The organism is Pseudomonas sp. WS 5146 (assembly GCF_012985495.1).
GTDB lineage: Bacteria > Pseudomonadota > Gammaproteobacteria > Pseudomonadales > Pseudomonadaceae > Aquipseudomonas > Aquipseudomonas edaphica.
The window spans coordinates 74,249-95,132 of the sequence record NZ_JAAQWL010000016.1; the positions used below are offsets into that span (position 1 = coordinate 74,249).

Sequence of the window (20,884 nt, forward strand, 5' to 3'; positions counted from 1 at the left end):
AAATTCATATTTTTTATGCTTTGGATTACCAACTGGAATACCACCATGGACCTGGCCAACCTCAACGCCTTTATCGCTATCGCCGAGACCGGCAGCTTTTCCGGCGCCGGTGATCGCCTGCACCTGACCCAGCCTGCGATCAGCAAACGCATCGCCGGGCTGGAACAACAATTAAAGGTGCGCCTGTTCGATCGCCTGGGCCGTGAAGTCGGCCTGACCGAAGCCGGGCGCGCCCTGCTGCCACGCGCTTATCAGATTTTGAATGTGCTGGACGATACACGCCGGGCGCTCACCAACCTGACCGGCGAAGTCAGCGGCCGGCTGACATTGGCCACCAGCCATCACATCGGCCTGCACCGCCTGCCGCCCATTCTGCGCACCTTTACCCGGCAATATCCCAATGTGGCACTGGATATTCAGTTCCTTGATTCGGAAGTGGCCTACGAAGAAATCCTCCATGGCCGTGCCGAAGTGGCGGTCATCACCCTGGCACCTGAACCGCACAACCTGGTGCGCGCCACGCCGGTGTGGGACGACCCGCTGGACTTCGTGGTGGCACCGGAACACAGCTTGACCGGCAATGGTATGGTCAGCCTTGCCGACATTGCCAAACACCCGGCGGTCTTTCCCGGCGGCAACACCTTTACCCACCATATCGTCAGACGGCTGTTCGAGGCCCAGGGCCTCACGCCCAACATCGCCATGAGCACCAACTACCTGGAAACCATCAAGATGATGGTCTCCATCGGCCTGGCCTGGAGCGTTTTGCCGCGCACCATGCTCGATGATCAGGTGGCAAGTATCGCTTTGCCGGGCATACAGCTCAGTCGCCAGCTAGGCTATATCGTGCACACCGAAAGGACGCTGTCGAACGCTGCGCGGGCTTTCATGAGCCTATTGGATGCACAGGTCGATCTGCCAGGGATACCGGCATGAAGCTGTGCGGCCCATAAAGCCTGAATAATCCCGCGCCGAACGCCCATTGAGCCAAGGCCCATTGATAATGCGCAACCCCGTCGATTCCGTACCGCCCCTGCCGCGCATTTACGCCTTGGACCCTCAAGAGGCGGAACAAAGCTGGGAAAGTGCTCCACAATTGCTGGCGGCCCTCAATGCTGCCCGCCTTGGCGCGTGGTGCTGGGAAATCGATACCGGCAGGATCAGTTGGTCACGCGGCACCCAGGCGTTGTTTGGCTACGACCCTCGGCAACCCTTGCCCAAAGACCTCGACTACCTGGACCTGCTGGCGCCGCAGGACCGCGCCCGGGTGGTGCGCGCGTTCCATGCGGTGCTGGCGGGCGAGCCGTTCGAGCAGGCCATGCACCACCACATCCAATGGCCGGATGGCAGCCATCACTGGCTGGAAATCAACGGCAGCCTGGCGCCGGACAAAACCGGCCGGCGCCGCATGATCGGGGTAATTCGCGAAACCACTCGCCAACGCGAGCGCGAACACGCCCTCATGCAATCGGAAAAACGCTTCGCCACGCTGTTTCACCTGTGCCCCAACATGGTGTTGCTCACCCGCCAGTCCGACGGCCGCATCAGCGAAGCCAACCAGTACTTCGAGATTCACTTTGGCTGGCCCGTGGCCGAGGCCATCGGCCGCACCACCCTGGAGCTGGGCCTGTGGCGCCACCCCGAGGAGCGCGCGCTGCTGGTCAAGGCCACCCAGCGCAAGGGCGAGCCGATCACCATGGACGTGCAGTTCTGCGCCAGCAACGGCCAGATTCACGATGGCACCCTCAGCGCGCAAAAGGTCGAGCTTGAGGGCGAGGCTTACCTGATCAGCACCTTTCTTGACACCACCGACCGCAAGAACGCCGAGCAGGCCCTCAAGGACAGCCAGGAGCGCCTCGACCTGGCCCTGGATTCGGCGCAACTGGGCACCTGGGACTGGCATATCCCCACCGGCATGCTCTACGGCTCGGCCCGCGCTGCCCAGTTGCACGGCCTGCCGCCCGAACCGTTCCACGAAGCCTTCGATGCGTTTTTTGAAGGCATGTCCGATGCCGACCGCGAGGGCATGCGCAACGCCTACCGCAGCCTGCGCGAAGGCCCGGACGGCAACTATCAGTTGACCTACCGCGTGGAAATGGAAGATGGCAGCCCGCGCTATCTGGAAAGCCGTGCACGCCTGTATCGCGATGACGCCGGCAAGCCGCTGCGCATGGCCGGCACCTTGCTCGATATCACCGACCAGGTTGAACGCGAACAACGCCTGACCGCCTCCGAGGAAAAATTCGCCAGCCTGTTCCAGGCCAGCCCCGACCCAATCTGCGTAACCTGCCTGGACAGCGGCGTGTTTATCGAGATCAACCCGGCCTTTACCCAGACCTTCGGCTGGACCGCTGCCGACGTCATCGGCAACAGCGCCGAGCAGATCGGCCTGTGGGACGATTCGAGCCAGCGCCTGCAACGCATTGAGCAGGTGATCCGCGAACAATCGTTGAGCAATGTGGCCCTGGTGGTGCATCACCAGAACGGCCACAGCCTGACCTGCGTGATTTCCAGCCGGTTGATCAAGGTCGGTGACCAACCCTGCATTGTCACGACGTTGCGCGATATCACCCAGCAACAGCGCTCGGAAGCCGCGCTCAAGGCCAGTGAAGAGAAGTTCGCCAAGGCCTTTCACTCCAGCCCTGACGCGATTTCCATTACCGAGCGCGACACCGGCCGTTATGTCGAGGTCAACGACGGCTTCTGCCGCCTGACCGGCTACCGCGCCGAAGAAGCCATCGGCCTCACGCTCTACCAGATCGGCATCTGGGCCGATGAAAACCAGCGCGCGGCATTGTTGGCCGAACTGCAGATCAAGGGCCGCATTCATCACCTGGAAATGCTCTGGCACAACAAGCGCGGTGAAGTGTTGGCGGTGGAAGTCTCGGTCGAACCCATCACCCTCAATGAAACCCCGTGCCTGCTGTTGACCGCGCGGGATGTGAGCCTGCTGAAAAACGCCCAGGCGCAGATTCGTCACCTGGCCTACCACGACCCTCTGACCAACCTGCCCAACCGCGCGCTGCTGATGGACCGTCTCAGTCAGCAGATCGCCCTGCTCAAACGCCATAACCTGCGCGGCGCGTTATTGTTCCTCGACCTTGACCACTTCAAGCACATCAATGATTCCCTCGGTCACCCGGTGGGCGACACCGTGCTGAAAATAGTCACTGCACGGCTGGAAGCCAGCGTGCGCCTGGAAGACACCGTGGCGCGCCTGGGCGGTGATGAGTTCGTGGTGTTGCTCAGTGGCCTGGAAGGCACACGTACAGCGGTCAGCGGCCAAGTACAAGTATTGGCCGACACGCTGCGCGAACTGCTGTCGGAGCCGATGTTCCTGGATGGCCACCGCTTGCAGGTCACACCGAGCATCGGCGTGGCGCTTATACCCGATCATGGCTCCACACCGGCCGACCTGCTCAAGCGCGCCGATATTGCGCTGTATCGCGCCAAGGACTCGGGGCGCAACACCACGCAAATGTTCCACAACAGCATGCAGAAAACCGCCAGTGAGCGTCTGCGCATGGAGACCGACCTGCGCCTGGCGCTGTCACGCGGTGAGTTCAGCGTGCATTACCAACCCCAGGTGGATGCACGCGGCAACAAAATTGTCGGCGCCGAGGCGCTGGTGCGCTGGCAGCACCCACAATTGGGCGCGCAGTCACCCACCGAATTTATCAAGGTACTGGAAGACAGCGGCCTGATCCTGGAGGTCGGCACCTGGATTCTCGATGAGGCCTGCGGCGCCTTTGCGCAGCTGATTGCCGAGGGCCTGGTAGACCCGCTTAATTTCAGCCTGTGCGTGAATATCAGCCCCCGGCAGTTTCGCCAGAACGACTTTGTGGAGCGGGTAGAACACAGCCTCAAACAGCATCATCTGCCCTGCAGCCTGTTAAAGCTGGAGATCACCGAAGGCATCGTCATCCAGAACCTGGACGACACCGTGGCCAAGATGCGCCGCCTGAAAAAGCTCGGCGTGAGCTTTGCCATGGATGACTTCGGCACCGGCTATTCGTCGCTGACTTATCTCAAACGCCTGCCGGTGGATGCGCTGAAGATCGACCAGTCCTTCGTGCGCGATGCCACCCATGACCCCAACGACGCGGAAATCATCCGCGCCATCGTGGCCATGGCCCGCAGCCTCAACCTTGATGTAATTGCCGAGGGCGTGGAAACGCCGGAGCAACTGGCGTTCCTGCAAAAGCTGGGGTGCCATTTGTTCCAAGGGTATTTGCACAGCCGGCCGTTGCCGATCAAGGCGTTCAGGCAGTTACTGGTCCAACCGCCCTCACCCGGTCTACACCAGTTTTAACGCGTGAGCGCCTTTCTCCCAGTCCGAACCGGCCAATTTTATTGTTGACCCATAAAAATCGATAATTCCGTCAAAAACGCCTACGGAGTGGCCATGATTGGCAAGAGTGCCCGCAACGCCACTGGCCAATTCCTCGGCAGTGCTGCTACGCGTGAAGGCATACAAGCCAAGGCGCCGAAGTGCTTCGCCAGGGGTTTCTCTATCATTGAGCGTCCCCATGGCGGCCTCAAAACTCGCTTCAGCCCGAAACTCGTGATTTTCCATTTGCGCGCGCTTTGCGCTCACCGCGAACATGAAAATCGCATCGTGCAAAAGACCTTTATCTTCACCGAAGAAGTGCGAACCTTTTTGCGCTTTTTTCAACTCATCGTGGGTCAGGTGTACCGTGCATGAGTCACGCATGGTCACGGTATAACCCTCGGGTGTCTCAATAATGCGTTTATAAATGCCCTGGGGATTTTGACCGTACTTCATCATCGCGGCCTTGATCGCAGAGACGGTGACGCAGTTGAGTTCTGAACCTTGATAGAACCCACTCCAGATATTGTCAGGCTTGACGCCCACCTGACGATTGGAGAGGTTTGAAATGTTCCCGCCCGGTTGCGCCGACGAAGTGCTCGGCGGCTGCATGGCGAGCATATAGCCATAGTCTTTGACAACAGGCTGTTGTTTTCCCGACGAGTATTTGATGCCATCCAGTACAAACTCACCAGCGTAATTATCCAAGACAGCAACGGCGCCTTTTTTCAACATTTTTTCGGGTTCGACAATGCGCAGGAAACCGATCATCCCCATCCCTTTTAATGCCCGGTACACCGTATCATTAAGCATGACCGCGGATAACGCGCGCTCGAAGTTCCTCTGTTTATCAGGGTCCGTACTGGACAGTTGCACACGTTTTACATAGGCCGCCAAGATGAAATTGGCATCCATCACAATACCGCTGTCACCGCCGGTAAACCGCGAGACCCCGGCCGTGCGACTCCATTCTTCTTTGGACAGATGTAAAGAAAAACCGTCCTTCATGGTGATGTCATAGCCCTCTGCGGCCGCCGCGACCTTGTCGAACACATCCTGCGGACTTTGACCAAACCTCATCATCATCATTTTGATCACGGACGCATGCCGACGCGTATCGCCCTCACCGAACCGTCGTTCAGCGACGTCAAAACTTCTTACTCTATCGACAGGTTTCTGCCCCACTGCTCGAGTGGGGATGTCGGAAGACGAATCGCTCATTGGCGGCACGCCGGGGTCGGAGGGGCTCTGAGGCTGAGCGCTGGCACTCAAACCAGAGGCATTACCCTGCACCTCAACGGACGTATTGTGATTAACCAGCACGTAGACATAGGGACGCTCGACAGGTCGCTGGCCCCCATATTCATGGCTCACGCCCCCATAGACCAGGGCACCGCCAAATGTATGGGTTTGCATGACGCCGACCCCGCTGCCTGCCAACTGCGCCGACGGTACTTGGCGTAAAAAACCGGCCATGCCCAGGCCCTTGAGCACATTATAAGTCGTCTCACCACGCAACGAATTTGATAATGCACTCTTAAACCCCTGACTATTACCTGCCTGAACGCCCATTAGTTGTTTACGTTTAACAAACACAGCCAATGCAAAGTTCGCATCACTGATCGCCGCCGGGTCATGTCCAACAATTCTTGAGCCGGCGGCTGTTTGCCGTAACTCGAGATCGGACACTTGAACTTTGTTGCCATCTCTAAGCGTGACCTCATACCCCTGCTCGGCACGTTTGACCTGCGTAAACAAGTCCGAAGGGCGTTGACCAAAAGTAACCATCATCATTTTGATAACCGCTAAGTGAGCACTGGCGTCATAGTCCTCACCAAAGCGTCTTTGAGGGGCATTGAATGCGTTGACAACGTCCAGCAATTTAACGTCTGTGGAGTGTGAGATCGGCCCTGTAAAAGGCAGGGAATGTACGGGTGTTGAACGAGTAGATAGGTTAAGCCTGGCTACGTCCACAAAAATGACTCCTGCAGTCTGTCAATCAATACACGTTGAGAAGAAGAGTTAAATCAATGAGTTGCGATAAGTAGAAAGTTACGGTCAACGCTTATCTTTTATTACTTGATCATTCGCGCCCAGCGAGGCTGGGCCTTGACAGCAAGGAGTGCGCTTGAGTGCCACAGCCTCCCCTCGCCGAGGCTCAGCCCCGGGCCGCCCCCAGATCTCTTCAAGGCCATTGATGACTGCTACCGAGTGCCCCCGCCGATTACTCACGCCCACGTGACCTTCGACAAGCTCACGCACGCTGACGTTTTTCATATAGTGTATTAGCCCTAACCGCAGGAAGCCCTCGCCAGGCTTTTCCTCATCCTCACCATCATTCAAACTCTCCACACCCGCGTCAAAGCTCTCACCCGCCGTTGTGTCGTTGTTCTCCTCGTGTGCACGCTTGGCACTGACGGCAAACAAAAAGTGAGCATCCTTGAGCATGCCTTTATCGGGGCCGATGAACTGCGAAGCGCGCGAGGCGACTGCCAACTCTCGGTCGGTCAATGTGAGCGTGTAATTGTCGCGCATCGTTACCCGATAACCACCGTCCAGCCGCCTGACTTCGCGGTAGATGTCTGTCGGGCTTTGACCGAATGTGTGCATGGCAGCCTTGATCGTCGCTACCGTGGCACAGTTACCGCCTGGCCCCTGACGGAACCCACTCCAAATATTCAAAGGCTTTGCGCCATTACGCTTATCGGACAAACCCGGGATATCGCCTCCATGCGCCTGCGCAGGCGCGCAAGTCAGCACGAGCGCCGAGTCAGCTGGCGCGGCACGCCTCACCGCCTGGGGATTCACTTGGGGTTGTGGGGGCACATCGGGAAAGACCTTAGCCTTTGGCTGCGAGGGACCACTGGCCAATTGCGCTAAAAATGCGGCAACCCTGTCCACCAGGCTTTGAGCCCTTTGTTGCCCAGGCCTATCACTGGGCACCGGCACCGAGCTCCAGCGCGAACCGGCATGTCTTGGCGCGTAAAAGGACGCGCGCTCATTGGGTGCGCCATGCAAATCCATGCTTGGCAGCTGACGCACATCTGGGTAAGCACTGTTATCAATTCGGTAATACACCATGACTTGCTCCACGTTTTCAAACGTTTCCCCGAACCTTGGGCCCGGGGAAACGCGGCGTTATCGGCGAAGTAAAAACACCCTGGCGGGTGTCAGTTCCTCAGCCGGGAGCGGCTGGAGAAGCCCTGGTCCCAACGATCATTCTCATTTTCAGCAGGGCCTGGGCTCGTGACGCCAACCTTGGGCTTAGTGAGTACCTCCAAGTCTTCCTGCGGGGTCTTCCTGGGCGAGCCTGGCACCTCACTATGGATGTGGCGCGGTTTGCTATGGCTGTCGTGGTCGTGGTCGTCAATCGGTGCCGGCGCTACAGGCGTGATAGGCGAAACCGTCTTGAGCGTCTCGCCAACAGTGGGGTGCGGCTCGGCAGGGCTGTCAGGCTTAAGGTTTATCCGCGTCCGAGGGCGGTGATCAACCGGTACACTTACACCGGTTGTTATTCCATCGCGCTCAACCAAAGTCTCGGGACAGTGGCAATGGTTGATATTGACCTCCACCTTGACCTGCGGTTTTGCCTGATTGGTTACGCTCACACCGGATTCGCGCATCGGATGTGAAACACGGCTCCCGAGGACTGGTATCGCTGCTGGATGCGAATCCTCATCCGACGTCTCTTTTAGTTGATCCGCAACGTCCGAAATAACCTTGGACAGCGAGCCTGTTTGCAGCTTGCCTTTCAATTGAGACGCGGCAGCCGCAGCGTCCTTCAGCAGAGGTTGGGTGTGCGCAGCCACGTCGTTCTGAGGGTATATACCTTGCGTGGTATTGGCTGTTGTATCGGTGTGAGGCATTAGGGCAACTGTTTCGGCCTTGCCCGAAAACATCTCACGCAGGGCGCTGACAAGTTGTTCAAACATATCAAACAGTTTCGTGAGCATGTTGGCATTATTCAACCCGTCACGCTGCAGAGCCGTGGAAAACTCAGTTCGGGGGGCGGATGGAGTATGCCCCAAACCAGCCCCGTGCAGGCCAACAGGCTTACCGACACTGGGTTCTTTCGAGACTGTCAGGTCAAGGGGCAACGTATCAGAGTTGATAGAGGGCGAATGGTTGATCGAAAAAGACATTAGCAATTTCCTAATTAAGCGCAGCCTGGGCAATTAAAACCCAGAACAGCGACAGTCATTATAAGTGCTGCAAGCAACAGCGCTGCTTCACAGACCCTACTTTTGTGAAGCGCGAGATTATTGAGTTCCAGAAATCGCGCTTCATATAAGGAAACCAAATCAACCTTTAGGACTTTTCCCCGTTGTTATTCACGAAAAACCGAGACGTCGCTCGCCCCTATCCGCATAACAGCGGACACATGCACTTATAAACTGCCAAGGCTGCAATTAAGCGACATGATTAACTAACCAACAAAACGACAACGTGTGATACTCCGCACTCAATGAAACACCTGTCGCAACATTTATTACTTGATTAGAAAACGACTGACTATTTAGAACAACTCTGTATCAATTTCCAAACCCGGGTTGGCAGCGACTGTTGCTTTCCAGCACTAAAAAAGCTTCCGACAGCGAAAAAACGCTACCTCTCAAGCTTGGCGAGCCTCCCCGGCAATACCTTTAAATGCAAAAATGCTCCGTATCTTTCAATACGGAGCATTTTTGAAACAAAGGCGGCTGTGATCGCTTCACTACGCCGGGTCGGGATGCTTCATACCCAGCAAGCGGCTGACCTGCTCCAACCCGGTTTCGCGGCGCAGCGCGGTAAACAACTCGACTGCCTCGGGGTAGTTGCGCGTGAGCATCGCCAGCCACTGCTTCAAACGGCCCGGCGCCTGCTTTTCGGTCAGTTGCACCACCGATTGGCGCCAGAACTCCTGGAGCATCGGCTGCATGTCTGCCCACGTCATCTCTACCACCTCTTCGCCTGCCTTCGCCGCCACAATCTGCCGCGCCAGGTCCGGGCGGGCCACCAGGCCACGGCCAAGCATGATGTCTTCGGCGCCGCTGACTTCGCGGCAACGCTTCCAGTCTTCGACGCTCCAGATATCGCCATTGGCAAACACCGGCACCTTGACCACGTCTTGCACCCGCGGAATCCACTCCCAATGGGCCGGCGGCTTGTAGCCATCGGTCTTGGTGCGCGCATGCACCACGATGTGCGCCGCGCCGCCTTCAGCAAGGGCCGTGGCGCACACCAACGCACCGTCGGGGCTGTCGAAGCCCAGGCGCATTTTCGCAGTGACCGGGATATGCGCCGGCACGGCGCGGCGCACGTGCTCGACGATCTGGTTGAGCAGCTCGGGCTCCTTGAGCAGTACCGCACCGCCACGGGATTTGTTGACGGTCTTGGCCGGGCAGCCGAAGTTCAGGTCGATCACCTCGGAACCCAATTCGCACGCCAACGCAGCGTTTTCCGCCAGGCACACCGGGTCCGAGCCCAACAACTGCACGCGCAACGGCACGCCCGCTGCGGTGTGGGCACCGTGCAGCAGTTCGGGGGCGAGCTTGTGGAAATAGGCCGGGGTGAGCAGGCGGTCGTTGACGCGAATGAACTCGGTCACGCACCAGTCAATACCGCCCACGCGGGTCAACACGTCCCGCAGGATGTTGTCGACCAACCCCTCCATGGGCGCCAAAGCAATTTGCATGGGAAACACTCAACAAAAATCGTGGCGCAGTTTACTGGGTTTCCCACAGCAACCGTTAACCCCCTGTCAGGGCCGGGCCATAGCCATCGAGAAACTCGGCGGGCATGCGCTTGGGTTTGCCGCTGGACAGCTCGATGCAAACAAAGGTGGTTTGCGCACGCAGCAGGGTCGCACCATCGCTGGGGCGTACCAACTGGAAGCGCCGAGTCATCTTCAGCCGCTGGTCCCAGTCAACGATCCAGGTAGCCAGTTGCAACTCGTCACCTTCGTAGCCGGCCGCCAGATAGTCGATCTCATGGCGCACCACGGCCATGGCGCGGTCCAGCCGGCGATACTCGGCGAGGTCCAGCCCCAGACGCTGGGAGTGACGCCACGCACAACGCTCCAGCCAGGACACGTACACCGCATTATTGGCGTGCCCAAGGCCATCGATGTCTTCAGCGGCGACCTGCAGGTCGATGATAAACGGCGCTGCCAGATCCCAGCCCATGCCTTGCTCCAGTCGATGAATGTCGCCGGGCAGTGTATCAGGCGGTTTGCCGCTCCTGTAAACGACTGCCGGCCAACAGGGCCAACACACCCTCGATCACCCGTGGATCGGCCAGCACCCGCTGATGACCGCCCTGCTCAAGGCGCAGCAGGCGGCTGTCGAACCAAGCCTCATGAATGGCTTGCGAGGCTTTGACCGGGACGAACGTGTCGTCTTCAGCGTGCACGATCAACCCCGGCAGGTTCATCTGGTAGTGGGCCACATCCAGGTGCTTGAGCGGCATTCCGAAAGTCTGTTCGACCTCCTGGATAAACGCCGAGCGCGCACGCGGCGGCAAGCCCACCATGCGGGTAAAGCCACGCAGCACATCCAGGAAGCGCGAGGGCGCGGCAATGCTCACCAGCGCTTCAGTGCGCAACCCCAATTGCACCGCCAGCATCGCACTGGCGCCGCCCATGGAATGCCCGACCACCGCATGCAGCGGCGGCAACTCAGCGGCAGCATCGAGCATGGCGCGGGCAAACAGCAACACATGCGCTTCACGCCCCGGCGAGCGACCATGGGCCGGGCCATCCAGGGCTATTACCGAATAACCATTGTCCACCAACGCGGTGATCAAGCTGGCGAACTGCGTGGGGCGCCCTTCCCAACCGTGCATCAGCAATACTGCTGGGCCTTGGCCCCAGCACAACGCTGACAAGCCGAAACGCAAGGTGATGCGCTCCGATTGCGCCAGCAGCGGCAGCTCCCAATCTCGCGGCGGCAAGTTGCGCGGTGTCATGAAGGTGCGGCGCAATTTGCTGGCCACCGTTCGCGGCGCCAAACGGCCAACGGTGCCATGGAAACCACGAATCCAGGTTAATGCGCCCATCATGCGACTCCTTTTTAACGCACTGCCGACTTGGCGGCGCGCAACACGCGGTCGGACAATTCACCCGGGCCAAGCGCGCGGGCCAGCGCCAGGCCGCCGATCATCAAGGCCATGTCGGCCAAGGCCTTGTCGGTGTCTTCGGGGCTGGCGGCCAGTTGGGCGGCCATCAATTCGGTGTGCTCGTTGAGCGCCAGGCGGAACTCGTCCGGCAGGCGGCTCATCTCGCCCACGGTGGCGGGGATCGGGCAGGCGTGGTCGGTGGAGTCGCGGTGCTTGCGCGACAGGTAGAACGCCGCCACCAGGCTTCTGCGCTCCTCACCGGTCAGTTGCGCGTCCATGTCGTCGATCGACGCACGCCGCCGAGCCAGCAACTGGGTGAAGGCCTCCAGCATCAGCGCGTCCTTGCTTTCAAAGTGCGCGTAGAAACCGCCGACCGTGAGCCCGGCTGCGCCCATGACTTCGCCGACACTCGGCTCAGCCGGGCCGCGCTGGATCAACGCCGCGCTGGCAGCCTGCAAAATGCGTTCGCGGGTTTGCGCTTTTTTATCGCTCATCAGTGCCTCCGTCTCTCATGGGTTGAATATTATTACCATAATAATATTTAGCAAGCGACAGGCATGACCGCTGGTCAGGACAGAATAAGGGGCACTGAGGAGAGAATTGGCCAAACGCCAGACAAACAAAAGGGCCATTCAATAATTGAATGACCCTTAAAAATCCCGCAGAGCGGGTAATCGTGGCGTCCCCTAGGGGACTCGAACCCCTGTTACCGCCGTGAAAGGGCGGTGTCCTAGGCCACTAGACGAAGGGGACACAAACCTTCTATACACTGATCAGCGCTGAGAACTGATCGATTCAAGGACGGTGTGGCCGGAACCTTGAACCTGTAAATTGGTGGAGCTAAACGGGATCGAACCGTTGACCTCTTGCATGCCATGCAAGCGCTCTCCCAGCTGAGCTATAGCCCCGGATTTTTCGTCTCGCGACGCAGCAGACCTTTCGAGCTGCTTGTTTAAACTGGCGTCCCCTAGGGGACTCGAACCCCTGTTACCGCCGTGAAAGGGCGGTGTCCTAGGCCACTAGACGAAGGGGACAAAACCTTCTGTACAACCGATCAGAGCTGAGTTCTGATCAATTCAAGGACGGTGTGGCCAGACCTTGAACCTGTAAATTGGTGGAGCTAAACGGGATCGAACCGTTGACCTCTTGCATGCCATGCAAGCGCTCTCCCAGCTGAGCTATAGCCCCTCATCGGTGAGGACGGGGCGAATCTTAATGGCGGTTTGGAAGTGTGTCAAATTTATTTTCAACAATTTCCAAACTTTTTTGCCGGGATAACAATCACTTACCGGCGAAACCCCGGAAAACCGGGGTTTCGTCGTAACAACAGCCTGCTTAAGCGATAGCGCCCAGCAGCTTTTCCCACTCTTTGTTTTCTTTCTTCGACACACCCCCAAGCAAATCAAGGGCTTGGCGCAGACGGAAACGCGTGAGGTCCGGGCCGAGAATTTCCATCGCATCGAGCACCGACACCGAACTGGCCTGCCCGGTGATCGCGGCAAACATCAGCGGCATGGCATCGCGCAATTTCAATTCCAACGATTCCACCACTGCCTGGATTGTCGCGGTGATCGCCTCTTTCTCCCACTGACGCAGGCTTTCGAGCTTCCACAGGATCAACTGCATCAACTGGCGAACCTGATCACCGGAGAGCTTCTTGGACTCAAACAGCTTGGCGTCCGGGTTCACGCCACCGGCGAAGAAGAAGCTGGCCAGCGGTGCGACCTGACTGAACGTCTCTACCCTGCCCTGCACCAGCGGCGCGATCTTCATCATGTACTCGGGGTTCAGCGCCCACTGCTGCACACGGCTGGCAAACTCTTCCACCGGCAAATCACGCAGCCACTGGCCGTTGAGCCACGACAGCTTCTCGATATCGAAGATCGGCCCGCCGAGGGAAACGCGCGACAGGTCGAAGTGGTCGACCATTTCCTGCAACGAGAACTTCTCGCGCTCATCCGGCATCGACCAGCCCATGCGGCCCAGGTAGTTGAGCATCGCCTCAGGCATAAAGCCCATGCGCTCGTAGAACGTCACCGACGTCGGGTTCTTGCGCTTGGACAACTTGCTCTTGTCCGGGTTACGCAGCAGCGGCATGTAGCACAGCTGCGGTTGCTCCCAGCCGAAATACTCGTACAGCAGAATCAGTTTAGGCGCCGACGGCAGCCATTCTTCGCCGCGCAGCACGTGGGTGATGCCCATCAGGTGGTCGTCGACCACGTTGGCCAGGAAGTACGTCGGCAGGCCGTCGGTCTTCATCAGCACTTGCATGTCCATGCGGTCCCACGGGATCTCGACGTCACCGCGCAGCATGTCCGGCACCACGCACACGCCTTCGCTCGGCACTTTCATGCGGATCACGTGCGGCTCGCCGGCGGCCAGGCGCCGGGCCACTTCTTCCTTGGACAGCAGCAGCGCGCGGCCGTCGTAACGCGGGGTTTCACCACGGGCCTGTTGCTCGGCACGCATCTGGTCGAGTTCTTCGGCGGTGCAGAAGCACGGGAAGGCGTGGCCCATGTCGACCAGTTGCTGGGTGTACTGCTTGTAGATGTCGCTGCGCTCGCTCTGACGATACGGGCCGTGCGGGCCGCCGACGTCCGGGCCTTCAGCCCAGGTAATGCCCAACCAGCGCAAGGCATCGAAAATCTGCTGCTCCGACTCACGGGTGGAGCGCACCTGGTCGGTGTCTTCGATCCGCAGGATGAATTCACCGCCGTGCTGCTTGGCAAAGCAGTAGTTGAACAGGGCGATGTAGGCAGTACCGACGTGGGGATCCCCAGTAGGCGATGGCGCAATGCGCGTGCGGACGGTGGTCATGGCAGGTCTCGAATGGGCGATAAAACTGAAAATTGAAACAAGGGGCGAATGGTAACACCAGCGCGGGGGGTTCTGGCAGACCGAGGTGTCGCTATCGCAGGCAAGCCAGCTCCCACATTTTGACTGTGTTCACACATCAACTGTGGGAGCCGGGCTTGCCCGCGATGAGGCCAGACCGGCCAGCGAAAAATCAAACAGCCAACAGGCGCTCACGCAACTTGCCAATCTCATCGCGCGTCTGCGCCGCCGCCTCAAACTCAAGATCGCGCGCCAACTGGTACATCTTCTCTTCCAACTGCCGAATCCGCTTGGTGATCTCACTCGGCGAGCGCAGTTCGTTCTCGTACTTGGCGCTCTCCTCGGCCGCCTTGGCCATGCCCTTGCGCTTCTTGCTGCGCGAACCCGGCACAGTGGCGCCTTCCATGATGTCGGCGACGTCCTTGAACACCCCTTTGGGGGTGATGCCATGCTCCAGGTTAAACGCAATCTGCTTGTCACGACGGCGCTCGGTCTCGCCAATCGCCCGTTCCATGGAGCCGGTGATGCGGTCGGCATACAGAATCGCCCGGCCATTGAGGTTACGCGCGGCACGGCCAATGGTCTGGATCAACGAGCGCTCGGAACGCAGGAAGCCTTCCTTGTCCGCATCCAGAATCGCCACCAGCGAAACCTCCGGCATGTCCAGGCCTTCGCGCAGCAAGTTGATGCCCACCAGCACATCAAACACACCCAGGCGCAGGTCGCGGATGATCTCTACACGCTCCACGGTGTCGATGTCCGAGTGCAAATAACGCACGCGAACGCCGTGGTCGGCCAGGTAATCGGTCAAGTCTTCGGACATGCGCTTGGTCAGCGTGGTGACCAGCACGCGCTCTTCCAGGGCCACGCGCTTGGTGATTTCCGAGAGCAAATCATCGACCTGGGTCAGCGCCGGGCGGATTTCAATCTGCGGGTCCACCAGCCCGGTCGGCCGCACCAACTGCTCAATCACACGGCCGGCATGTTCGGCTTCATAGTTGCCTGGGGTTGCAGACACGAAGATGGTCTGCGGGCTGATGGCCTCCCACTCGTCAAAACGCATCGGCCGGTTATCCAGTGCCGATGGCAGACGGAAGCCGTATTCCACCAACGTCTCTTTACGCGAACGGTCGCCCTTATACATGGCGCCGACCTGCGGCACGCTGACGTGGGATTCGTCGATCACCAGCAGCGCGTCGTCGGGCAAATAATCATAGAGCGTCGGCGGCGCGGCGCCGGCTTCGCGCCCCGACAGGTAGCGCGAGTAGTTTTCGATGCCGTTGCAGTAGCCCAGCTCCAGGATCATCTCCAAATCGAAGCGGGTGCGCTGCTCCAGGCGCTGGGCTTCCACCAGCTTGTTGTTGGCGCGCAGGTATTCCAGACGCTCTACCAGTTCGGCCTTGATGCCTTCGATCGCCCCCATCAGGGTTTCACGCGGCGTCACGTAGTGGCTTTTCGGATAGAAGGTGAAGCGCGGCAGTTTGCGGATCACCTCGCCGGTCAACGGGTCGAAGGCCGACAGGCTCTCGACTTCATCGTCGAACAGCTCAATGCGGATCGCTTCCAGGTCGGATTCGGCCGGGTAAATGTCGATCACATCGCCACGCACACGGAAGGTGGCACGGGCAAAATCCATGTCGTTGCGGGTGTACTGAAGGCTTGTCAGGCGGCGCAGCAGTTCGCGCTGGTCGAGTTTGTCGCCGCGATCGACGTGCAGCACCATTTTCAAATAGGTTTCCGGGCTGCCCAGGCCGTAGATGCACGACACCGTGGTGACGATGATTGCGTCCTTGCGCTCCAGCAACGCCTTGGTCGCCGACAACCGCATCTGCTCGATATGGTCGTTGATCGACGCATCCTTCTCGATAAAGGTGTCGGACGACGGCACATAGGCTTCGGGCTGGTAGTAGTCGTAGTAGGAGACGAAGTACTCCACCGCGTTGTTCGGAAAGAACGCCTTGAACTCACCGTACAACTGCGCGGCCAGGGTTTTGTTCGGCGCCAGCACCAGAGTCGGGCGGTTGATCTGCGCGATCACGTTGGCGATGCTGAAGGTCTTGCCTGAACCGGTCACCCCGAGCAGCGTCTGGTGCGCAAGGCCGGCTTCGATGCCTTCGACCATCTGGCGAATGGCTTCGGGCTGGTCGCCGGCGGGTTCAAAACGGGTGACGAGCTGGAAATCCGACATAACGTACCTCGTGAAGTCACCCCAGACTCGAAACCGCCAGGGACGAAATAGCTCAGCAACCCGCGAATAGTCTTCGCAGGTTGCAGGAAAAAACCATGATAGCTGTAGAAGTGGTGGCGAATGTGACGGGTTTCAAGGCAATCGTCCTACCTGCCGTCGCTGATCAATATTGCAATAAGACTAACGGTGGGCAAATAAACCGAAAAACTTGGCTTAAAAGCCGTTTCGGTTGTCGCCCTGAGCCTGGATGGCCTCTATACTAGCTCCCCGTTTGTGCACCGCTCTAGTGCATTCGGCTGGAGCGCGACACGTCCCTCCATTCCCCCATAGAGCTGCCGCAAAAATGAGCCTGTTCTCCGCTGTCGAAATGGCACCACGCGATCCAATCCTGGGCCTCAACGAAGCATTTAACGCCGATACACGAACCACCAAGGTCAACCTTGGCGTGGGCGTTTACTGCAACGAGGAGGGGAAGATTCCACTCTTGCGTGCCGTTGCCGAAGCGGAAGCCATTCGCGTGGCGCAACACGCCGCCCGTGGCTACCTGCCGATCGACGGTATCGTGGCGTACGACCAGGCTGTGCAAAAGCTGCTGTTCGGCGCTGAGTCGCCACTGCTGAGCGCCGGCCGCGTGATCACCGCCCAAGCGGTCGGCGGCACCGGCGCGCTTAAAATCGGCGCGGACTTCCTCAAGCAACTGCTGCCCAACGCCGTCGTCGCTATCAGCGACCCGAGCTGGGAAAACCACCAGGCACTGTTCGAAAAAGCCGGCTTCCCGGTGCAGACCTACCGCTACTACGACGCCGCCACCCACGACGTCAACCGTGCCGGCCTGCTCGAAGACCTCAACGCCCTGCCGCCACAGTCCATCGTGGTGCTGCACGCCTGCTGCCACAACCCGACCGGCGTTGACCTGAGCCCGGCCGACTGGCAAAACGTGCTGGAGGTCATCAAGGCCAAGAACCTGGTGCCGTTCCTCGACATGGCCTACCAGGGCTTTGGCGACGGCATCCACGAAGACGCCGCTGCTGTGCGCCTGTTTGCTGAATCGGGCCTGACCTTCTTTGTCTCCAGCTCGTTCTCCAAGTCGTTCTCGCTGTACGGCGAACGCGTGGGCGCGCTGTCGATCGTCAGCGAATCCAAGGAAGAAAGCGCGCGCATCCTGTCCCAGGTCAAACGCGTTATCCGCACCAACTACTCCAACCCGCCGACCCACGGCGCGGCGATCGTGGCGGCCGTGCTGAACAACCCTGAGCTGCGCGCCCAATGGGAAGCGGAACTGGCCGAGATGCGCCTGCGCATCCGCGGCATGCGCGAGCAGATGGTCGCCGAACTGGCCAAGGCTGCACCGGGCCACGACTTCAGCTTCGTCGGCCGCCAGCGTGGGATGTTCTCCTACTCCGGCCTGACCGTTGAGCAAGTCACCCGCCTGCGCACCGAGTTTGGTATCTACGCGCTCGACACCGGCCGCATCTGCGTGGCCGCGCTGAACCAGTCGAACATTGGTGCGGTCACTAAAGCGATTGTTCAGGTTCTATAAACCTGCCAGCGTCATACGAAGGGGGAAGCCAATGGCTTCCCCCTTTTTATTGGCCAAGCCACTAGACTGAAGACCGACTGCCCCTTAGCTGTGAGAGCCTTATGAGAAACGACGACCTGGACCTGCGCGCCGACCGCGACGAACTGCACGACTACACACCCCGTGCCCCACAAGCCAAGCGCCAGAAAAGTCTGGTGCTGCAAGTGGCGCTGGGTGTGTTTCTGGGTGGGTTGGCCTTGTGGCTGGTGCAGTTGGGCGCCACGGCACTGATGGCCAAGCTGGCCATGGGCACCCTGCAATTTGGCGGTTAAAAACACGATCACAATGTGGGAGCTGGCTTGCCTGCTCCCACACTGGTTCTACTTCGCCTGCAGACCGCGTTCCTCCAGCAACTTCACAAAGCTGTTCAAACTCTGCGACACCGTACCCCGGCGCCAGATCAGCCAGGTATTGAGGAGGCGGAACGCGTCGGTCAACGGCCACACACTCACCGCCGTAAACCCCGGCATGCTCTCCAGCATGCTGCGCGGCATCAGCGCCAGGCCGGCACCGGCACTGACGCAGGCGAGCATGCCGTGGTACGACTCCATTTCGAAAATCTTGCCCGGCACCGCGCCATCCTGTGAAAACCAGCGTTCGAAGTGATGGCGATAGGAACAATTGGAGCGAAAGGTGTAGATGTTCTCCCCCGCCACATCCTGGCCCCGCGTGATCGGCGCATGGTGCAGCGGCGCAATCACCACCATCTCCTCTTCAAACACCGCCACGCCTTCCAGCGTGGCATGCAGCACCGGCCCATCGACAAACGCCGCCGCCAGGCGCCCCGACAGCACGCCCTCGATCATCGTGCCCGACGGCCCGGTGCTCAGGTCCAGCTCAACCTTGGTGTGTTTCTGGTTATACGCCGCCAATAGCGCCGGAATGCGTACAGCCGCCGTACTCTCCAGCGAGCCAAGCGCAAACGCGCCCTGAGGCTCCTCCCCGGCCACGGTTGCGCGGGCCTCCTGCACCAAATCAAGAATGCGCCGCGCATAACCGAGGAAATTCCAGCCGGCTGGTGACAGGCGCAGGCGGCTTTTCTCACGGATAAACAACTCCACGCCCAAATCCTGCTCCAGTTGCTTGATGCGTGTGGTCAGGTTCGACGGCACGCGATGAATCAAGTGCGCGGCGGCGCTGATGCTGCCTTGCTCGGCAACGGCCTTGAAGATTTCCAGCTGCACCAGATCCAAGTCATTCTCCAATCGTGAACGTATGTGATCGTTCCCACGCTCTGCGCGGGAATGCCGCCAAGGACGCTCCGCGTCCAAAATCCAACATCCATTCTCAATTCGAGAACGTATCACTTAATATTATTCAGTTTCCAGAAAACATGCATCCCCGTAGGCTGACCCCATTCCACTCATTCAGCCGGACGGTGCCATGAACGCTATTACTCACCAGACCCACGCCTTGTCGATCAACCCCGCCAATGGCGAAACGGTCGCCAGCTACCCCTACGAAACCGCGGCGCAACTGGACGCCGCCCTAGACCGCGCCACTGACGCTTTCCGCAGCTGGCGCCGCCAGCCGGTGAGCCAACGCGCTGAACTGCTGCTGGCCCTGGCCGGTGCATTGCGCGAGCAAGCCGAAGACATGGCCCAGATGATCACCCTGGAAATGGGCAAACCCATCGCCCAGGCCCGCGCCGAAATCGAAAAATGTGCACAGCTCAGCGAGTGGTACGCCGCCCAAGGCCCAGCCATGCTCGCACCGGAACCGACCCTGGTGGACAACGGCAGCGCGCAGATCGAATATCGTCCGCTGGGCCTGATCTTCGCCGTCATGCCGTGGAACTTCCCGGTGTGGCAAGTACTGCGCGGCGCCGTGCCGACCTTGCTGGCCGGTAACACCTACGTGCTCAAACACGCGCCAAATGTGATGGGCAGCGCCTACCTGATCCAGCAAGCGTTCCAGAAAGCCGGTTTCGCCCAAGGCATTTTTGAAGTGGTCAACGTCACCAACGAGGGCGTATCCAAGGCCATCGCCGACCCACGCATCGCCGCCGTCACCCTCACTGGCAGCGTGCGCGCCGGTATCGCCATCGGCTCCCAGGCCGGTGCAGCGCTGAAAAAATGCGTGCTGGAATTGGGCGGCTCCGACCCGTTTATCGTGCTTAACGACGCCGACCTTGATGCCGCCGTGCAGGCCGCCGTGATCGGGCGCTTCCAGAACAGCGGCCAGGTCTGCGCCGCCGCCAAGCGCCTGATCATCGAAGCAGGTGTGGTGGAAGCTTTCACAGCCAAATTCCTTGAGGCCAGCCGCGCGCTGGTAATGGGCGACCCGACCTCGACCCACACTTACGTCGGCCCGATGGCCCGTTTCGACCTGCGCGACGAGCTGCATGGCCAAGTCCAAGCCACCCTGGAAGAAGGCGCGACCCTGCTGCTGGGCGGCAATAAAGTGCCCGGCGCCGGCAACTACTATGAGCCGACCGTGCTGGCCAACGTCACCGACCAGATGACCTCGTTCAAACAGGAACTGTTCGGCCCCGTGGCCTCGATCATCACAGCCCGCGATGCTGACCACGCCGTGGCCCTGGCCAACGACAGCGAGTTCGGCTTGACCGCCAGTGTCTTCACCACCGACTCGGCGAAGGCACGGGATATCACCAACCAACTGGAAACCGGCGCAGTATTCGTCAACTCGTTCAGCGTGTCAGACCCACGCGTGGCGTTTGGCGGCGTGAAAAAGAGTGGGTTTGGCCGCGAACTGTCGCACTTTGGTGTGCGTGAATTCTGCAACGCACAGACCGTGTGGCTGGATCGCAAATAAAACCGGCAACACCCTTCAACTGTGGGAGCTGGCTTGCCTGCGATAGCTATAGGAATCTACACAACCGGTTAGTGGCCAGTGG

General features: G+C 59.5%; 15 protein-coding genes and 4 tRNA genes. 5 read left to right on the forward strand and 14 right to left on the reverse strand.

Features of this window, described 5'->3' with window-relative positions; genetic code table 11:
- Positions 1-45 precede the first annotated feature (45 nt).
- Positions 46-936: a LysR family transcriptional regulator gene (locus HBO41_RS28170; RefSeq protein WP_017138736.1), complete on the forward strand. Its 891-nt coding sequence runs from the start codon at positions 46-48 to the stop codon at positions 934-936.
- 67 nt (positions 937-1,003) lie between these two features.
- Positions 1,004-4,312 carry an EAL domain-containing protein gene (locus HBO41_RS28175; protein ID WP_017138735.1) on the forward strand — a complete coding sequence of 1,103 codons (3,309 nt, stop codon included), beginning with the start codon at positions 1,004-1,006 and terminating at the stop codon, positions 4,310-4,312.
- Here the strand turns inward: HBO41_RS28175 and HBO41_RS28180 are convergent.
- From HBO41_RS28180 to uvrB, 13 genes are all read right to left on the reverse strand, one after another.
- Positions 4,298-6,211 (reverse strand): hypothetical protein, encoded by a 1,914-nt coding sequence (locus tag HBO41_RS28180; RefSeq protein WP_262380551.1) that lies wholly within the window; start codon positions 6,209-6,211, stop codon positions 4,298-4,300. The genes HBO41_RS28175 and HBO41_RS28180 overlap by 15 nt on opposite strands.
- A 177-nt stretch (positions 6,212-6,388) precedes the next feature.
- Positions 6,389-7,411 (reverse strand): hypothetical protein, encoded by a 1,023-nt coding sequence (locus tag HBO41_RS29400; protein WP_178111057.1) that lies wholly within the window; start codon positions 7,409-7,411, stop codon positions 6,389-6,391.
- 89 nt (positions 7,412-7,500) lie between these two features.
- Positions 7,501-8,472 carry a hypothetical protein gene (locus tag HBO41_RS28190; protein ID WP_169988594.1) on the reverse strand — a complete coding sequence of 324 codons (972 nt, stop codon included), beginning with the start codon at positions 8,470-8,472 and terminating at the stop codon, positions 7,501-7,503.
- 572 nt (positions 8,473-9,044) lie between these two features.
- Complete coding sequence (locus HBO41_RS28195) at positions 9,045-10,004, reverse strand: tRNA-dihydrouridine synthase (protein ID WP_017138731.1); 960 nt, start codon at positions 10,002-10,004, stop codon at positions 9,045-9,047.
- Positions 10,005-10,059: 55 nt separating this feature from the next.
- Positions 10,060-10,494: a thioesterase family protein gene (locus tag HBO41_RS28200; protein WP_017138730.1), complete on the reverse strand. Its 435-nt coding sequence runs from the start codon at positions 10,492-10,494 to the stop codon at positions 10,060-10,062.
- Between the two features lie 37 nt (positions 10,495-10,531).
- Entirely contained in the window at positions 10,532-11,365 is an 834-nt protein-coding gene (locus HBO41_RS28205) for an alpha/beta hydrolase (RefSeq protein WP_017138729.1), read from the reverse strand.
- Between the two features lie 14 nt (positions 11,366-11,379).
- Positions 11,380-11,919 (reverse strand): TetR/AcrR family transcriptional regulator, encoded by a 540-nt coding sequence (locus tag HBO41_RS28210; protein WP_017138728.1) that lies wholly within the window; start codon positions 11,917-11,919, stop codon positions 11,380-11,382.
- A 183-nt stretch (positions 11,920-12,102) separates the two neighbouring features.
- Positions 12,103-12,178: transfer RNA gene (locus tag HBO41_RS28215), tRNA-Glu, on the reverse strand.
- A 79-nt stretch (positions 12,179-12,257) separates the two neighbouring features.
- A tRNA-Ala gene (locus HBO41_RS28220) sits at positions 12,258-12,333 on the reverse strand.
- A gap of 50 nt (positions 12,334-12,383) precedes the next feature.
- Positions 12,384-12,459, reverse strand: a tRNA-Glu gene (locus HBO41_RS28225).
- Positions 12,460-12,537: 78 nt separating this feature from the next.
- Positions 12,538-12,613 (reverse strand) — tRNA-Ala (locus HBO41_RS28230).
- A gap of 147 nt (positions 12,614-12,760) precedes the next feature.
- The gene (gene gltX, locus HBO41_RS28235; RefSeq protein WP_169988596.1) at positions 12,761-14,242 is read right to left on the reverse strand and encodes a glutamate--tRNA ligase; all 1,482 of its coding nucleotides are present in this window, start codon (positions 14,240-14,242) and stop codon (positions 12,761-12,763) included.
- A gap of 190 nt (positions 14,243-14,432) precedes the next feature.
- Positions 14,433-16,448 (reverse strand): excinuclease ABC subunit UvrB, encoded by a 2,016-nt coding sequence (gene uvrB, locus HBO41_RS28240; protein WP_099548995.1) that lies wholly within the window; start codon positions 16,446-16,448, stop codon positions 14,433-14,435.
- Between the two features lie 343 nt (positions 16,449-16,791).
- On the opposite strand from uvrB, the gene HBO41_RS28245 reads away from it, so the two are divergent.
- Together HBO41_RS28245 and HBO41_RS28250 are read left to right on the forward strand one after the other, a co-directional pair.
- Complete coding sequence (locus HBO41_RS28245; protein WP_058420170.1) at positions 16,792-17,988, forward strand: amino acid aminotransferase; 1,197 nt, start codon at positions 16,792-16,794, stop codon at positions 17,986-17,988.
- Between the two features lie 101 nt (positions 17,989-18,089).
- On the forward strand, positions 18,090-18,299 hold the full coding sequence (locus HBO41_RS28250) for a hypothetical protein (RefSeq protein ID WP_049712317.1): 210 nt from the start codon (positions 18,090-18,092) through the stop codon (positions 18,297-18,299).
- 48 nt (positions 18,300-18,347) lie between these two features.
- On the opposite strand, the gene ptrR is transcribed toward HBO41_RS28250, so the two are convergent.
- Positions 18,348-19,220 (reverse strand): putrescine utilization regulator PtrR, encoded by an 873-nt coding sequence (ptrR, locus tag HBO41_RS28255; RefSeq protein ID WP_169988598.1) that lies wholly within the window; start codon positions 19,218-19,220, stop codon positions 18,348-18,350.
- Between the two features lie 190 nt (positions 19,221-19,410).
- On the opposite strand from ptrR, the gene HBO41_RS28260 reads away from it, so the two are divergent.
- Positions 19,411-20,802, forward strand: coding sequence for an aldehyde dehydrogenase family protein (locus HBO41_RS28260; protein ID WP_169988600.1), 1,392 nt, complete (start codon positions 19,411-19,413; stop codon positions 20,800-20,802).
- Positions 20,803-20,884: the final 82 nt, after the last annotated feature.

Excerpts from the sequence above, each read along its gene's own strand:
- HBO41_RS28195 (WP_017138731.1), bottom strand. The coding sequence starts at position 10,004 with ATGCAAATTGCTTTGGCGCCCATGGAGGGGTTGGTCGACAACATCCTG.
- HBO41_RS28250 (WP_049712317.1), top strand. The coding sequence starts at position 18,090 with ATGAGAAACGACGACCTGGACCTGCGCGCCGACCGCGACGAACTGCAC.
- HBO41_RS28175 (WP_017138735.1), top strand. The coding sequence starts at position 1,004 with ATGCGCAACCCCGTCGATTCCGTACCGCCCCTGCCGCGCATTTACGCC.
- HBO41_RS28260 (WP_169988600.1), top strand. The coding sequence starts at position 19,411 with ATGAACGCTATTACTCACCAGACCCACGCCTTGTCGATCAACCCCGCC.
- HBO41_RS28205 (WP_017138729.1), bottom strand. The coding sequence starts at position 11,365 with ATGGGCGCATTAACCTGGATTCGTGGTTTCCATGGCACCGTTGGCCGT.
- gltX (WP_169988596.1), bottom strand. The coding sequence starts at position 14,242 with ATGACCACCGTCCGCACGCGCATTGCGCCATCGCCTACTGGGGATCCC.
- HBO41_RS28210 (WP_017138728.1), bottom strand. The coding sequence starts at position 11,919 with ATGAGCGATAAAAAAGCGCAAACCCGCGAACGCATTTTGCAGGCTGCC.
- HBO41_RS29400 (WP_178111057.1), bottom strand. The coding sequence starts at position 7,411 with ATGGTGTATTACCGAATTGATAACAGTGCTTACCCAGATGTGCGTCAG.
- HBO41_RS28170 (WP_017138736.1), top strand. The coding sequence starts at position 46 with ATGGACCTGGCCAACCTCAACGCCTTTATCGCTATCGCCGAGACCGGC.
- HBO41_RS28190 (WP_169988594.1), bottom strand. The coding sequence starts at position 8,472 with ATGTCTTTTTCGATCAACCATTCGCCCTCTATCAACTCTGATACGTTG.
- HBO41_RS28245 (WP_058420170.1), top strand. The coding sequence starts at position 16,792 with ATGAGCCTGTTCTCCGCTGTCGAAATGGCACCACGCGATCCAATCCTG.
- HBO41_RS28200 (WP_017138730.1), bottom strand. The coding sequence starts at position 10,494 with ATGGGCTGGGATCTGGCAGCGCCGTTTATCATCGACCTGCAGGTCGCC.
- uvrB (WP_099548995.1), bottom strand. The coding sequence starts at position 16,448 with ATGTCGGATTTCCAGCTCGTCACCCGTTTTGAACCCGCCGGCGACCAG.